The organism is Saccharothrix isguenensis, assembly GCF_052936305.1.
In genome coordinates this window covers 1449225-1461327 of record NZ_CP193626.1, presented here as the reverse complement: position 1 = coordinate 1461327, position 12103 = coordinate 1449225, and the positions used below count along the sequence as shown (strand labels likewise).

Here is a 12103-nt window from a genome sequence, read left to right as displayed (position 1 = left end):
GACAGGAAGGAGACCGGGTCGACGGTCCCGCCCGGGCGCTACGGCATCGGCACGCGGCAGGCGTCGCCGGACGTGAACCCCTGGTCGGTGATGCCGAACGCCGAGTTGAACCGGCCCCGCTGGTTCTCCAGCGCGATCAGGTACGTCAGCTCGACCAGGCCCTCGTGCCCCAGCCGCCGGTCGAGTTCGGCGACCTGCTCGTCGGTGACGGCGGTGGGCGTGTCGGTCATCGCGTCGGCGTAGTCGAGGGCCAGCTTCTCCAGCTCGGTGTACTTGTCCGAGTTCCGGTAGTCGTGGATCTCCTTGAGCCGGTCGACGTCCAAGCCCTCGTGCTTGATCAGCATGGTGCCGAAGTCGACGCACCACGAGCAGCCGAGCTTCACCGCGGTCAGGTAGACGACCAGCTCGCGCAGCGACACCGGCAGGGTCTTGGCTGCCTTCTCCACCGCCATCTCGTGCCGCGCGCCCGCGACGAACAGCTTCCGGTGGTGCGCCGTCACGGCGAACGGCTCGGGCACCGCGCCGAACCGCTTCCTGGCGAACCGGTAGGCGAACCTCACCAGCGGGCCGGCCTGCCTGGTCGTGACGCCCGGGATCCTGGGCATGTCCCCTCCTCGTGTCGGGTCTTCACCCGGTGGACGAGGAGGGCACCCCAGACGTGACAGGACCAGACGTGACAGGACCAGACGTGACGGGACCGGCCGTGACGGACCGGCCGGATCGCTCAGGGCTTGGCGACCTGGGCGAAGAAGAAGATCGCGCCCGTCTCCCCGTGCCTGACCAGCAGCAGGTACGGCCGGTCGACGCGGACCGTCCGGGCGGGCTCGGCCGGGATGAACGACGTCATCCGCATCACCACGGCGGTCGCCGCCGCACCCTCGAAGCCCTGCTCGTCCAGCCGCAGCACGGCCTCGTGCACCACGTCGTCCACCTGAAGCCGGGGGTCGGGGCTGAGCCCGGTGAGGTCGGCCGCGCCGGTGAACATGGTGCGCACGCCGACCTGCCGCAGCGCCTCGCCGAGCGACGCGTTCACGGACAGGTCCAGCTTGGGCAGGAACAGTTCGACCCGCTCCCGGTCCAGCGCCTCCAGCACCTCGGGCACGCCGTCCGTGCCGCCGAGGTCGCCTTCCGGCAGCAGCACGACCGCCTCGACACCGCCGCGCGCCGGCAGCGCCACGGCTTCCCACCCGGCGCGCCGCGCGTACCGCATGGCGCCTTCACGGCGCATGGTCGGGACGGTCCCGGCGCCGCGGAACGGCAGGTCGGCGGTGTCGTGCTCCGGGAACTCCTCGGTCCACGCGCACTTCAGGTACAGCGCGTTGACCAGGGTCGCCACGGTTTCGACCGTGATCGAGCCGGCCGCCAGCAGCTCCGGGATCAGCTGGTTGGTCGTCTCGGCGATGTCGGCGTTGATGATCTTGCGAGCGCCCTCGGGGTCCGCCGCGAACGGCGCGGAGCGGGCCTTCGCGCCCGGCCACCCGGCCAGGTCGGTGAGGAAGCCCTCGTTCAGCGGCAGCTCGTCCGCGGCCCACAGCGTGTTGGCCACGGCGAACTCGGCGTCGTCACCGACCACCGCGCCCTTGAGCACCTTGGCGTGGTCCGCGCCGAGCAGCGCGACCAGCTCGGCCTCCGTCTCGCCGCGCGCCGCCTGTGCGGTCATGCCGAGGGCGCCGGCCACCGAGTAAGGCGACCAGCAGGCGTTGCGCGTGCGATCGGGCGCGACGGCGTCGTGCAGGGTGAGTGCGAACGTCAGGTGCGCTCGATCAGGCACTGGGTCTCCTTAACCGCTGTGGGCTCGTCCGGGATCGGACGTTCGCCCGCGCCACTCGTGGGTCCGAGCGGCTTGGGGTGGCGTGGTTCGCGCACGCCGGCGGAACCGTCGCCGGGCTCGTCGTCCCACCCGTCCTGGTACGGCAGCTCACGGCCGACGTGCACCGGTTCACGGCTCGGCCTGCGCCAGGGCCGGCGACGGCCGGGCGGTCGTGTCGCCTCATCACCCATGGCTTCGAGTGTGCCACCGGTCACTGGGGTTCGGGGGTCCCGTTCGCCAGCGCGCGCCGCCACGCGACGGCCTGGGCGTCGGTCAGCGACGCGACCTGGTCCACCACGACGCGCAGCCGTTCCGCGTCCGTGCCGGCGGCGGCCCACGCCGGGTGGAACGCGGGGTCGAGCGTGTCCGGCGCGCGTTCGAGCAGGAGGTGGACCAGCTCGGCGACCAGTTCCCGTTGCCGCGCCTGCATGGCCAGCCGCGCCGGGTCGCTCATCACGTACCGCACCGCGACGGCCTTCAGCAACGCGACCTCGGCCGCGACCTGGGGCGGCACGACCAAGTCGGCCTGGTAGCGGCTGAGCCTGCCGTCGCCGTGCACCTCGCGGGTGGCCCCGACGGCGGCCGACGCGAACCGGCCGACCAGCTCGCTGGTGAGCCGCTTCAACGCGACCTGAGCGCGCAGCGAGCCGTCGTACTCGGCCAGTTCGGCGATGACGGGCAGCGCGAGGAGTTCGGCGGCGGTGGCTTCGAGCGTGGACGCGGGCTCGTCGGAGAAGTGCTTGGCGGCGAGACCCGCGATGGCCGCCCGTTCCGCCGGGTCGCCGAGCGCGGACAGGTGGATCCGGTGCGCGAGCACGCCGTCCTCCACGTCGTGCACGGAGTACGCGACGTCGTCGGCCCAGTCCATGACCTGGGCCTCCAGGCAGCGCTTCCGGTCCGGCGCGCCCTCGCGCAGCCAGGTGAACACGTCCAGGTCGTCGTCGTAGACGCCGAACTTCACCATGCCGGGACGCCGGACCCACGGGTACTTGGTGGCCGCGTCGAGGCACGCCCGGGTCAGGTTGAGCCCGTTGGCGGTCTTCGGCTCCAGGCGGGTCAGGATGCGCAGGGTCTGGGCGTTGCCCTCGAAACCGCCGCACGGTCCGGCCAGCTCGTCCAGCGCGCGCTCGCCGTTGTGCCCGAACGGCGGGTGCCCGATGTCGTGGGCCAGACCGGCCGTGTCGACCAGGTCCGGATCGCACCCCAGTTCCTCGCCGATGCCCCGGCCGATCTGGGCGACCTCCAGCGAGTGGGTGAGCCGGGTGCGCGGCACACCGGTCACCTCCGCGCCCTCACCGGGGCCGACGACCTGCGTCTTGCCCGCCAGCCTGCGCAGCGCGGCGGAGTGCAGCACCCGCGCCCGGTCCCGGGAGAACGGCGTGCGCCGCTCCGTGCGCGCACCGGGCAGCACCGCTCCCTTGGGCGGCTCGGGGAGCAGCCGTTCGCAGTCGTGCCCGGTGTAGCCCTGGATCATGTGCCCAGCCTCATCGGCCCAGGGTAGAGGCTTACAGCAGGATGCCGTCGAACGCGCCGGCCGGGGCCTTCATCAGGTGGTAGTAGAGCAGCGCGCCGGTCTCGCGGCGGATGTAGAAGAGCTGGGTCTCGCGGGTCTGCACGTTCGGCCCGCTGCGGGTCGGCGACGTCCACGCGGACAGGCCCTCGTCCTCGGCCATCGTGCGGGCCCGCAGGGAGTGCCACGGGTCGCTGACGATCACGGCGGTGGTGAGCGACTTGGCGCGGGCGGCGACGGCGAGGGCCTGGATGCTGCCCAGCGTGTCGGTGCCCTCCCCGACTTCGAGGATGTGGTCGGCGGGCACGTCGCGCGCCTCCAACCACATCCGGCCGGCCTCGCCCTCGGTGAAGTTGTCACCCGGCTGCCGGCCGCCGGTGGTGGCGATGTAGCTGACCACACCCTGCTCGTAGAGCCGGCGCGCGTGCTCCAGCCGTGCCTCCAGCACCTCGGACGGCACGCCGTTGTACTGGGCGGCGCCCAGCACCACCGCCATGTCCGCGTGCGTCCGGTCGTCCTCGCGGGCCACCTGCCACACGCGGAAAGCCGTGCCGGCGACGACGAGGAACCCGATCACGAGGCCGCCGAGCACGATTCGAGTCACGAGCCGGCGAAGTCTCGGCAGGAACGTCACGACGGGGAATGATTCCACACCCGGTCGGGGGACAGGAGTGTCAGGATCGGTGACATGGCAGCAGACCAGCCGACGATCGTGGCGACCTCCGGTGGCCTCCGGGTCGGCCACCGCACACCACTGGAGTTCCACCGACTCGTCCACCACGCCGTCGACCTGTCCGGCGTGCACGGCCGCAAGCCCCGGTTGTGCCACGTCGGCACGGCCGCGGGCGACCAGCGCTCCTTCAACGCGAACCTCTCCGAAGCGGGCCAACTGGCGGGTTGGGAGGTGTCGCACCTGAACCTGTTCACCATGCCGCCCTCCACGGACCTGACCGGCTGGGTCGGCGAGCACGACGTGGTGTGGGTCGGCGGCGGTTCGGTGGCGAACCTGCTCGCGGTGTGGGCGGTGCACGACCTCGGGTCCGCTCTGCGCACCGCGTGGGAGAACGGCGTGGTGCTCGGCGGGGTGTCGGCCGGGTCGATCTGCTGGTACCTGGGCGGCTCGACGGACTCGTTCGGGCCGGAACTGCGGGTGATCACGAACGGTCTGGGATTCCTGCCGTACGGGTGTGGCGTCCACTACGACTCGGAGGCGGCGCGCCGACCGACCATCCACGAGGCGGTCGCGTCGGGCGCGCTGCCGGTGACCCACTGCACCGACGACGGCGCCGGGCTCGTCTACCACGGCACCTCGCTCGTGGAAGCGGTGTCCGAACGGCCGACCGGCGGCGCCTACATCGTGCGGCGCGACGAGTCGTCAGGAACCGCGCAGGAGGAATCGCTCGACATCAGGCGGTTGTGAAACGGACTGCCGAGCGAAGTGGCCGCCTTCACCAGTCGAGGGCGGCCAGGATGAAGGACGCGCACGCCGCCAGCGAGAAGAGCGCGCGGACGTGGTTCACGGGGATCCACTCGCGGAGGTAGCGGGCCCAGTACTCGGGGGTCGCGAGCCGTTCCAGCTCGTTGTTGCGCGGGATGTGGAAGGCGCCGGTGAGGACGATCCCGCCGAGGAGGTAGAGGGCCGCGCCCGCCCACGCCCACGGGTCGCCCCCGAACGCGGCGACGACGCCTGCGACCGCCGTGCCGACGAACGTCCCGACGAACGCCGGGTTCACCACGGCGACGTTGATCGCCCTCATGGCGGCGATGCCCACCGCCGGCTCGGCCCGCCGCAGACCCGGCATGACCATCGCCGAGAACGCGAAGAACACTCCTGCCATCATCCCGCAGCCGAGGGCGGCGATGATCGTCACGGTGGGGAACATTCAGTCAGTCAAGTCGACCGGCGGTGGACTTCCCATGGCCGGGAGACTCGAATCCATACGCGGGCGTCTCTACGCTGACGTCCGTGGATGCTCTCGCCGGGCTGTTGGACGGGCCGCGCGCCCGTGGCGCGTTCCTGATGCGCACGGTCCTCGACCCGCCGTTCTCGGTGCGCATCGAGGACCGTGCGCCGTTGTGCGTGGTGGCGCTGGTGCGCGGTGACGGGTGCCTGGTGGCCGGTGACGGCGTGCCCGTGCCGCTGCGCGCCGGTGACGTGGCGGTGGTGCGCGGACCCGAGCCCTACACGTTGGCGGACGACCCGGCCACGCCCGTGCAGGCCGTGATCCACCCCGGCGAGATCAGCACCACGCCGGACGGCGCCGCTCTGTGCGAGCAGTGGGGACTGGGCGTGCGGACGTGGGGCGCCAACCCCGACGGCGCGGTGGTGATGCTCAGCGGCACGTACCAGTTGGACGGCGAGGTGAGCCGACGCCTGCTGTCGGTGCTGCCGCCGTTCCTCGTCGTGCCGCGCGCCGAACTGCCCCTCGTGCCGCTGCTGGCGGCGGAGATCACCCGGGACGAGCCGGGCCAGGAAGCAGTCCTCGACCGGATGCTCGACCTGCTGCTCATCTCGGTCCTGCGGGCGTGGTTCTGCCGGCCGGAGGCGGACACGCCGACCTGGTACTCGGCGCACGCCGATCCGGTGGTGGGGCGGGCGTTGCGCCTCCTGCACAGCGATCCGGCCCGACCGTGGACGGTGGGATCGCTGGCGGAGGCGGTCGGCGTGTCCCGGGCGGCGCTGGCGAGGCGGTTCACCGAACTCGTCGGCGAACCGCCGATGGCCTACCTGACCGACTGGCGGCTCACGCTGGCCGCCGACCTGCTGCGCGAACCGTCCGCCACGGTGGGCGCGGTGGCCCGCCAGGTCGGCTACAGCACCGCGTTCGCGCTGAGCACGGCGTTCAAGCGGGAACGCGGCATCAGCCCGTCCGAACACCGCTCGGCGGGCTGACCCGCCCGGGTCCGCGGCGTCACGGCCAGGTCCGCGCCGAGCCGTCGAACGTCTCGCGATCGCTGTGCACGGGCACGACGCAGAGCAGGTGGCCGCCCGGCGCGCGCGACGTGTGGCACTCCAGCCGGCGGGACACCGGCGTCGTACCGAGCGCCGTCAGGCGGGCGACCTCGGCCGCCACGTCGTCGGTCTCGATGTCGACGCGGACCAGGAGTCCGCCGCCGCACCGGCTTCCGCGGCAGGCGTGTCGATGAAGATCCCGGACAGCCTGCTGCGGTGCACGCATCAGGCGCCGATCAGGCGCGCGGCGAGGTAGCCCTCCAGCTGGTCCATCGACACGCGCTCCTGCGACATCGTGTCCCGCTCCCGCACCGTCACCGCGTGGTCGGTGAGGGTGTCGAAGTCGACCGTCACGCAGAACGGCGTGCCGATCTCGTCCTGCCTGCGGTAGCGGCGGCCGATGGCGCCGGCGTCGTCGAACTCGATGTTCCAGTGCTTGCGCAGGGCGTTGGCCAGGTCCTTGGCCTTCGGCGACAGGTCGGCGTTGCGCGACAGCGGCAGCACGGCGGCCTTCACCGGCGCGAGCCTGCGGTCCAGCCGGAGCACGACCCGCTTGTCCACGCCGCCCTTGGCGTTCGGCGCCTCGTCCTCCGTGTACGCCTCCAGCAGGAACGCCATCATCGGCCGGCCGACGCCCGCCGCCGGCTCGATCACGAACGGCCGGTAGCGGGAGTTGGTGGCCTGGTCGAAGTACGACAGGTCGACGCCCGAGTGGTTCGAGTGCGTGTTCAGGTCGAAGTCGGTGCGGTTCGCGATGCCTTCCAGCTCGCCCCACTCCTGGCCGCCGAACTGGAACCGGTACTCGATGTCGACGGTGCGCTTCGAGTAGTGCGAGAGCTTGTCCTTCGGGTGCTCGTAATGCCGCAGGTTCTCCTTGGAGATGCCCAGCTCGGTGTACCAGCGGCTGCGCTCGTCGATCCAGTACTGGTGCCATTCCTCGTCCGTGCCCGGCTCGACGAAGAACTCCATCTCCATCTGCTCGAACTCACGGGTGCGGAAGATGAAGTTGCCCGGCGTGATCTCGTTGCGGAAGCTCTTGCCGATCTGGCCGATGCCGAACGGCGGCTTGCGACGCGACGTGGTCTGCACGTTCAGGAAGTTCGTGAAGATGCCCTGCGCGGTCTCCGGGCGCAGGTAGTGCAGGCCCTCGTCGGACTCCACCGGGCCGAGGTGCGTCTTGAGCAGGCCGTTGAACATCTTCGGCTCGGTGTACTGGCCGCGCGTGCCGCAGTTCGGGCACGGCACGTCCGACACGTCACCCTCGGCGACGTCCTTGCCGGTGCGCTCCGCGTACTCCTCGACCAGCGTGTCCTGGCGGAACCGCTTGTGGCACGAGTTGCACTCGACCAGGGGATCGACGAACGCGTCCACGTGACCGGACGCCACCCACACCTCGCGGGGCAGGATCACCGACGAGTCCAGGCCGACGACGTCCTCGCGGCCCCGCACCATGAAGTTCCACCACTGGCGCTTGATGTTGTCCTTCAGCTCGACACCGAGCGGACCGTAGTCCCAGGCCGACCTGGTGCCGCCGTAGATCTCGCCGCACGGGTACACGAACCCGCGGCGCTTGCACAGGCTGACGACGGTCTCGATGCGATCGGCTGCCACGGACGCTCCATCGGGAGATGCAGAGGGGGACGGGAAACGGGCTTGCCAGCGTAGTCCTTGCCGGCCTGCCCCCAGCGACCCTGCCCCCAGCGACCTGCCAACGGGTGACCACGGGGCGAACGCCCCCGGTCGTCGGCGCGGGGTGGTCAGCGCGGGGTGGTCGGGCCGGCGGCCTCGCCCAGGCGGACGGTGCCCGCGTCGCGCGCCATGAGGCTCACCTCGCGCCGGACATCGCCGTCCGCCGCCACCAGCAGCGCCTCGTAGGCGGCCGGTTCGTCGGTGCTCGCCTCGGACAGCAGCGGGATGACGTGCTCGCGCACGTCGAACGGCGACATCGCCCGCCGGTACGCCACCACCGACTCGAACTCGACGGTCAGCACGAACCGGTCCGCCTCGTCCGTCGACCGCGACAGCTGACCCCTCCGGCAGCCCGCCTGGGCGGTGAGCAGGGACAACGCCCGGTCCACGCGCGCGGTGAACGCCTCGACATCGGTTTCCGCCACGGTGAAGCGGCACACGAGCAGCACGGTGCAAGGATGCCACGGTGGCTCGTTACCCGAAGCGCACCCTGATCCCCGGTTCCGGCCCTCTCGCACGCGTGCCGGCGCCCGCCGTGTTCCTGCTGGTCCTCACGCTGTTCGGGTTGGGTGTGTGGCTCCAGGGCGCGATCGGCGCACTGCTGCTGGGCGTTCTGGCCCTCGGTGTGGCGGCGATGCTCGCCGTGACCTGGCCCCTGCTCACGCCGAGCGCGCGCGTCCTGAGGGTGCTCGTGCTCGCGCTGCTGGTGCTCATCACGGTGTCCGTGCTCTAGCGCCGTAGTATCGGTGGTGAAAATCCATACCACGTGGGAGGCGCCGTGACGGTCGGAGTGCGGGGCGAACACGTGCACTCCCCGGAGCGACGCGTGCCCCCGCCGGCGCCGAGGAAGGCCGCGCGGACCCTGTCCGCGGCCGGTGAGCTGCTGCGTGCGCTCGCCGCGCCGGTGCGGATCGCCATCGTGCTGCAACTGCGCGAGGCGGACCGGTGCGTGCACGAGCTGGTCGAGGCACTGGGCGTGGCCCAGCCGCTGATCAGCCAGCACCTGCGCGTGCTGAAGGCCGCGGGTGTGGTGCACGGCGAGCGGCACGGCCGGGAGGTCGTGTACCGGCTCGTGGACGAGCACCTCGCGCACATCGTGGTGGATGCGGTGACCCATGTCGACGAGGGGCCACGTGGTGTCGACCAGACCGACCGGACCCCCCGGACGGAGGAGATGTGACCACAAGCGAGCGCCCGACCACGGCGGTTCCCGGGCTGCGTTCGACCAAGCAGCGCACCGCCGTGTCCAAGCTGCTCGACTCGCTCGGCGAGTTCCGCTCGGCCCAGGAACTCCACGAGGAGCTGCGCAAACGTGGCGAGGGCATCGGCCTGACCACGGTCTACCGCACCCTCCAGTCGCTGGCGGACGCCGGCGAGGTGGACGTGCTGCGGACGGACTCCGGTGAGGCGATCTACCGGCGCTGCTCCCAGCACCACCACCACCACCTGGTGTGCCGGGGCTGTGGCCGCACGGTGGAGGTCGAGGGCCCGGCGGTGGAGAAGTGGGCCGACCGGGTCGCGGCGGAGAACGGGTTCGTCGAGGTCAGCCACACCGTGGAGATCTTCGGCACGTGCCGCGAGTGCGCGGGCGCCAAGAAGGCTCAGCCCTCGTAGGTGTCCTCCGGCGCGGCGATCGGCACCACCTCGGAGACGGTGAACGTCGGCACGAACGCGCTGGCCTTGGTCGCCGAGCCGGGCACGACCCGGCCGGTGGCCTCGACCCACTGGTCGGTCGGGAACGCGTCGAAGTCCTGGCCGACCATCTTCGCCTTGACCGGTGAGGCGTCCGCGGCGCAGCACGAGATGGTCAGCCGGGCGACGAACACGTCGCCGTCCTTGCGCACCACGAACCCGGTGAGCTTGACCGTGCGGTCGTCCAGGGAGCCGGAGTCGTCCCACGCGGTGCGGGTGACGAACTCGCTGATGGTGAGGGGGATGACGTCGTCGGACGGCAGCGGCGCGAAGCCGTTCGACGCCTTGGCCTCCTGGGCGGCGTTGCGGTCCGACCGGTTGACCGTGTCCGCGCCCAGCGCGGGCGGGCTGATCAGGAACACCGCGAGCACCGGCAGCAGCAGCATCCACGGGCTCCGGGACTTGCCGTGGTCGTGCCCGGCGTGCGCGATCCCACCGTGCTCGTGCCCGCCGTCCTCTTGGCCGCCGTCCTCGGCCCCGTCGGGGTGCTCCCCGCCGGCCCGGATGTCACGCACCACCGACACCAGCGCCAGCGCCACCATGACCGCGCCGGTGAGGATCAGCCAAGGCTGCAACGACTCCTTGACGTACCGCAGGTAGGTGCCGGTCAGCGCCAGCTTCAGCAGCGCGCCGCCGAGCAGCACCAACAGGATGTTCTGGGTCTCACGCCTCATGGGTCTCACGCCTCACAGGAACACCGCTCCCGCCGCCAGGGCGGACGCGATCGCCACCACGAACGTGGTCGGGGCGAAGCGCGCCGCGAAGGACTTGCCGAACGCGCCCGCCTGCAGCGCGATGAGCTTGACGTCGACCGCCGGGCCGACGACCAGGAACACCAGCCGCGGCAGCAGCGGCAACGCCGACATGGAGGCCGCGACGAACGCGTCGGCCTCGCTGCACAGCGCCAGCACCACGGCCAGCAGCGACAACACCAGCACGGCCAGGACGATCTGACCGGCCAACGTCTCCAGCCAGGCCTGCGGCACCAGCACGTTGAACGCCGCCGCGAACACCCCGCCGAGCACCAGGAACCCGCCCGCGTCCACCAGGTCGTGCCGCGCGGTCTCGGCGAACACCGCCCAGCGGGACGTGCCGTCGTTGTCGGGCAGTCGGCGCAGCGCGCGCTCGGCGATCCACTCGGCCTTGCCGAACCGGGTCCAGAGCCAGCCCATGACCACGGCGGTGAGCAGCGCGCCGACGAACCGGGCGGGCACCATCATCGGCGCGTTGGGGAACGCGACGGCCGTGGAGACCAGCACGATCGGGTTCACCGCCGGTGCGGCGAGCAGGAACGTCAGCGCCGCGGCGGGGGCCACGCCCTGCTGCATCAGGCGGCGGGAGACGGGCACGGACGCGCACTCGCAGCCCGGCAGCGCCATGCCGGCGACACCGGCGACGGGCACGGCGAACGCGGTCTTCTTCGGCAACGCGCGGCGCAGCGCACTGGCCGGGATGAACGCCGCGATCGCGCCGCTGATCAGCACGCCGAGCACGAGGAACGGCAGGGCTTGCACGCAGATCGCGACGAACACCGTGGACGCGGTGCGCAGCACCGCGACGTCGAGCACGCCGACCAGCCAGTTCTGCAACACCAGCGCCAGCACGAGCAGCACGCAGAGCACTTCGAGTGAAGTGATCTTCCATCGCTGCGGTGGGCGGCGCGGGCGCGATCCACGGATCTCGCCAGTGATTGTCACTTTCGAGATGATGCCAGAACCACCCCCCGCACCTCACCCACCAACGTCGGGTCTTCGACGACCGGACACGTGACCGTCACGGGCGGTAGGTTTCGGGCCGTGGACTGGCACGGGTGGCACGGCGACTACGACCGTCCGGGCTCGGGACTCGCGAGGCGGCTGCGAGCCGTCCAAGCGCAGGTCGGGACCGCGTTGGACGACAGCCCTCCCGGGCCGCTGCGGGTGCTCAGCCTGTGCGCCGGTCAGGGCCGTGACCTGCTGGGAGTGCTCGCCGACCACCCCCGGCGGGACGACGTGCGCGCACGTCTCGTGGAGTTGGACCCGCGGAACGCGGCGGTCGCCGATGCGGCGTCACGGGCGGCCGGTCTGACCGGGGTGGAGGTGCTGACGGCCGACGCCTCGGTCACCGACCACTACCGCGACCTGGCACCGGCGGACCTCGTGCTGGTCTGCGGCGTGTTCGGCAACATCACCGACGAGGACGTCGAGCGGACCGTCGACCACTGCGCGCAGCTGTGCCGGACGGGCGGCACGGTCATCTGGACCCGCCACCGCGGCGCCCCCGACCGCGTGCCGCTGATCTGCGAGTGGTTCGAGGACCGCGGCTTCGAGCGCCGGTGGCTGTCCGACCCGGACGCGGGCTTCGGCGTCGGCGCGCACCGCTTCCACGGCGAACCGCGACCGTTGGCCGTGGGCGCGCGCATGTTCACCTTCGTCGGAACACGGTGATCCCGAGCGTCGCTGAGGTCCCG

Annotated in this window: 17 protein-coding genes; 6 read left to right on the top strand and 11 right to left on the bottom strand. The window is 71.7% G+C overall.

Going from position 1 to position 12103, the window contains the following annotated elements; genetic code table 11:
- Positions 1-38 precede the first annotated feature (38 nt).
- The 5 genes from ACRAKI_RS07125 to ACRAKI_RS07105 all read right to left on the bottom strand — a co-directional run bounded on the left by ACRAKI_RS07125 (position 39) and on the right by ACRAKI_RS07105 (position 3924).
- On the bottom strand, positions 39-605 hold the full coding sequence (locus tag ACRAKI_RS07125) for a carboxymuconolactone decarboxylase family protein (protein WP_447006253.1): 567 nt from the start codon (positions 603-605) through the stop codon (positions 39-41).
- A gap of 119 nt (positions 606-724) precedes the next feature.
- Positions 725-1771: a serpin family protein gene (locus tag ACRAKI_RS07120; protein WP_447006252.1), complete on the bottom strand. Its 1047-nt coding sequence runs from the start codon at positions 1769-1771 to the stop codon at positions 725-727.
- The gene (locus ACRAKI_RS07115; RefSeq protein WP_447006251.1) at positions 1750-2001 is read right to left on the bottom strand and encodes a hypothetical protein; all 252 of its coding nucleotides are present in this window, start codon (positions 1999-2001) and stop codon (positions 1750-1752) included. Before ACRAKI_RS07115 ends, ACRAKI_RS07120 begins: the two co-directional genes overlap by 22 nt.
- 20 nt (positions 2002-2021) lie before the next feature.
- Positions 2022-3284, bottom strand: a complete 1263-nt coding sequence (locus tag ACRAKI_RS07110) for a deoxyguanosinetriphosphate triphosphohydrolase (protein ID WP_447006250.1) — start codon at positions 3282-3284, stop codon at positions 2022-2024.
- A gap of 31 nt (positions 3285-3315) precedes the next feature.
- Positions 3316-3924, bottom strand: a complete 609-nt coding sequence (locus tag ACRAKI_RS07105) for a YdcF family protein (protein ID WP_447006249.1) — start codon at positions 3922-3924, stop codon at positions 3316-3318.
- 84 nt (positions 3925-4008) lie between these two features.
- Between ACRAKI_RS07105 and ACRAKI_RS07100 the strand changes: the two genes are divergently transcribed.
- Positions 4009-4740, top strand: coding sequence for a Type 1 glutamine amidotransferase-like domain-containing protein (locus ACRAKI_RS07100; RefSeq protein ID WP_447006248.1), 732 nt, complete (start codon positions 4009-4011; stop codon positions 4738-4740).
- Between the two features lie 28 nt (positions 4741-4768).
- On the opposite strand, the gene ACRAKI_RS07095 is transcribed toward ACRAKI_RS07100, so the two are convergent.
- Positions 4769-5203 carry an anthrone oxygenase family protein gene (locus ACRAKI_RS07095; protein WP_447006247.1) on the bottom strand — a complete coding sequence of 145 codons (435 nt, stop codon included), beginning with the start codon at positions 5201-5203 and terminating at the stop codon, positions 4769-4771.
- An 83-nt stretch (positions 5204-5286) separates the two neighbouring features.
- On the opposite strand from ACRAKI_RS07095, the gene ACRAKI_RS07090 reads away from it, so the two are divergent.
- On the top strand, positions 5287-6213 hold the full coding sequence (locus ACRAKI_RS07090) for an AraC family transcriptional regulator (RefSeq protein ID WP_447006246.1): 927 nt from the start codon (positions 5287-5289) through the stop codon (positions 6211-6213).
- A gap of 19 nt (positions 6214-6232) precedes the next feature.
- Here ACRAKI_RS07090 and ACRAKI_RS07085 read toward each other — a convergent pair whose 3' ends face one another.
- From ACRAKI_RS07085 to ACRAKI_RS07075, 3 genes are all read right to left on the bottom strand, one after another.
- A complete protein-coding gene (locus ACRAKI_RS07085) occupies positions 6233-6394 on the bottom strand; it encodes a hypothetical protein (RefSeq protein ID WP_447006245.1) in 162 nt (53 codons plus the stop codon).
- A 104-nt stretch (positions 6395-6498) separates the two neighbouring features.
- On the bottom strand, positions 6499-7884 hold the full coding sequence (locus ACRAKI_RS07080; protein WP_447006244.1) for a glycine--tRNA ligase: 1386 nt from the start codon (positions 7882-7884) through the stop codon (positions 6499-6501).
- A gap of 146 nt (positions 7885-8030) precedes the next feature.
- Complete coding sequence (locus ACRAKI_RS07075) at positions 8031-8411, bottom strand: antibiotic biosynthesis monooxygenase family protein (protein ID WP_447006243.1); 381 nt, start codon at positions 8409-8411, stop codon at positions 8031-8033.
- 17 nt (positions 8412-8428) lie between these two features.
- Here ACRAKI_RS07075 and ACRAKI_RS07070 point away from each other — a divergent pair, with 17 nt between their 5' ends.
- From ACRAKI_RS07070 to ACRAKI_RS07060, 3 genes are read left to right on the top strand one after another with little or no spacing between them, the layout of a single operon-like run.
- Entirely contained in the window at positions 8429-8695 is a 267-nt protein-coding gene (locus ACRAKI_RS07070) for a hypothetical protein (RefSeq protein ID WP_447006242.1), read from the top strand.
- A 45-nt stretch (positions 8696-8740) separates the two neighbouring features.
- Complete coding sequence (locus tag ACRAKI_RS07065; RefSeq protein WP_447006241.1) at positions 8741-9142, top strand: ArsR/SmtB family transcription factor; 402 nt, start codon at positions 8741-8743, stop codon at positions 9140-9142.
- On the top strand, positions 9139-9576 hold the full coding sequence (locus ACRAKI_RS07060) for a Fur family transcriptional regulator (protein ID WP_447006240.1): 438 nt from the start codon (positions 9139-9141) through the stop codon (positions 9574-9576). The genes ACRAKI_RS07065 and ACRAKI_RS07060 overlap by 4 nt, the downstream gene beginning before the upstream one ends.
- Here ACRAKI_RS07060 and ACRAKI_RS07055 read toward each other — a convergent pair.
- Together ACRAKI_RS07055 and ACRAKI_RS07050 are read right to left on the bottom strand one after the other, a co-directional pair.
- Positions 9564-10328 carry a TIGR03943 family putative permease subunit gene (locus tag ACRAKI_RS07055; protein ID WP_447006239.1) on the bottom strand — a complete coding sequence of 255 codons (765 nt, stop codon included), beginning with the start codon at positions 10326-10328 and terminating at the stop codon, positions 9564-9566. The genes ACRAKI_RS07060 and ACRAKI_RS07055 overlap by 13 nt on opposite strands.
- 12 nt (positions 10329-10340) lie before the next feature.
- Entirely contained in the window at positions 10341-11351 is a 1011-nt protein-coding gene (locus ACRAKI_RS07050; RefSeq protein ID WP_447006238.1) for a permease, read from the bottom strand.
- A 99-nt stretch (positions 11352-11450) separates the two neighbouring features.
- Between ACRAKI_RS07050 and ACRAKI_RS07045 the strand changes: the two genes are divergently transcribed.
- Positions 11451-12080, top strand: a complete 630-nt coding sequence (locus ACRAKI_RS07045; RefSeq protein ID WP_447006237.1) for a class I SAM-dependent methyltransferase — start codon at positions 11451-11453, stop codon at positions 12078-12080.
- Positions 12081-12103: the final 23 nt, after the last annotated feature.

Coding starts and splice junctions, on each gene's coding strand:
- ACRAKI_RS07125 (WP_447006253.1), bottom strand. CDS start 605: ATGCCCAGGATCCCGGGCGTCACGACCAGGCAGGCCGGCCCGCTGGTG.
- ACRAKI_RS07115 (WP_447006251.1), bottom strand. CDS start 2,001: ATGGGTGATGAGGCGACACGACCGCCCGGCCGTCGCCGGCCCTGGCGC.
- ACRAKI_RS07110 (WP_447006250.1), bottom strand. CDS start 3,284: ATGATCCAGGGCTACACCGGGCACGACTGCGAACGGCTGCTCCCCGAG.
- ACRAKI_RS07100 (WP_447006248.1), top strand. CDS start 4,009: ATGGCAGCAGACCAGCCGACGATCGTGGCGACCTCCGGTGGCCTCCGG.
- ACRAKI_RS07095 (WP_447006247.1), bottom strand. CDS start 5,203: ATGTTCCCCACCGTGACGATCATCGCCGCCCTCGGCTGCGGGATGATG.
- ACRAKI_RS07055 (WP_447006239.1), bottom strand. CDS start 10,328: ATGAGGCGTGAGACCCAGAACATCCTGTTGGTGCTGCTCGGCGGCGCG.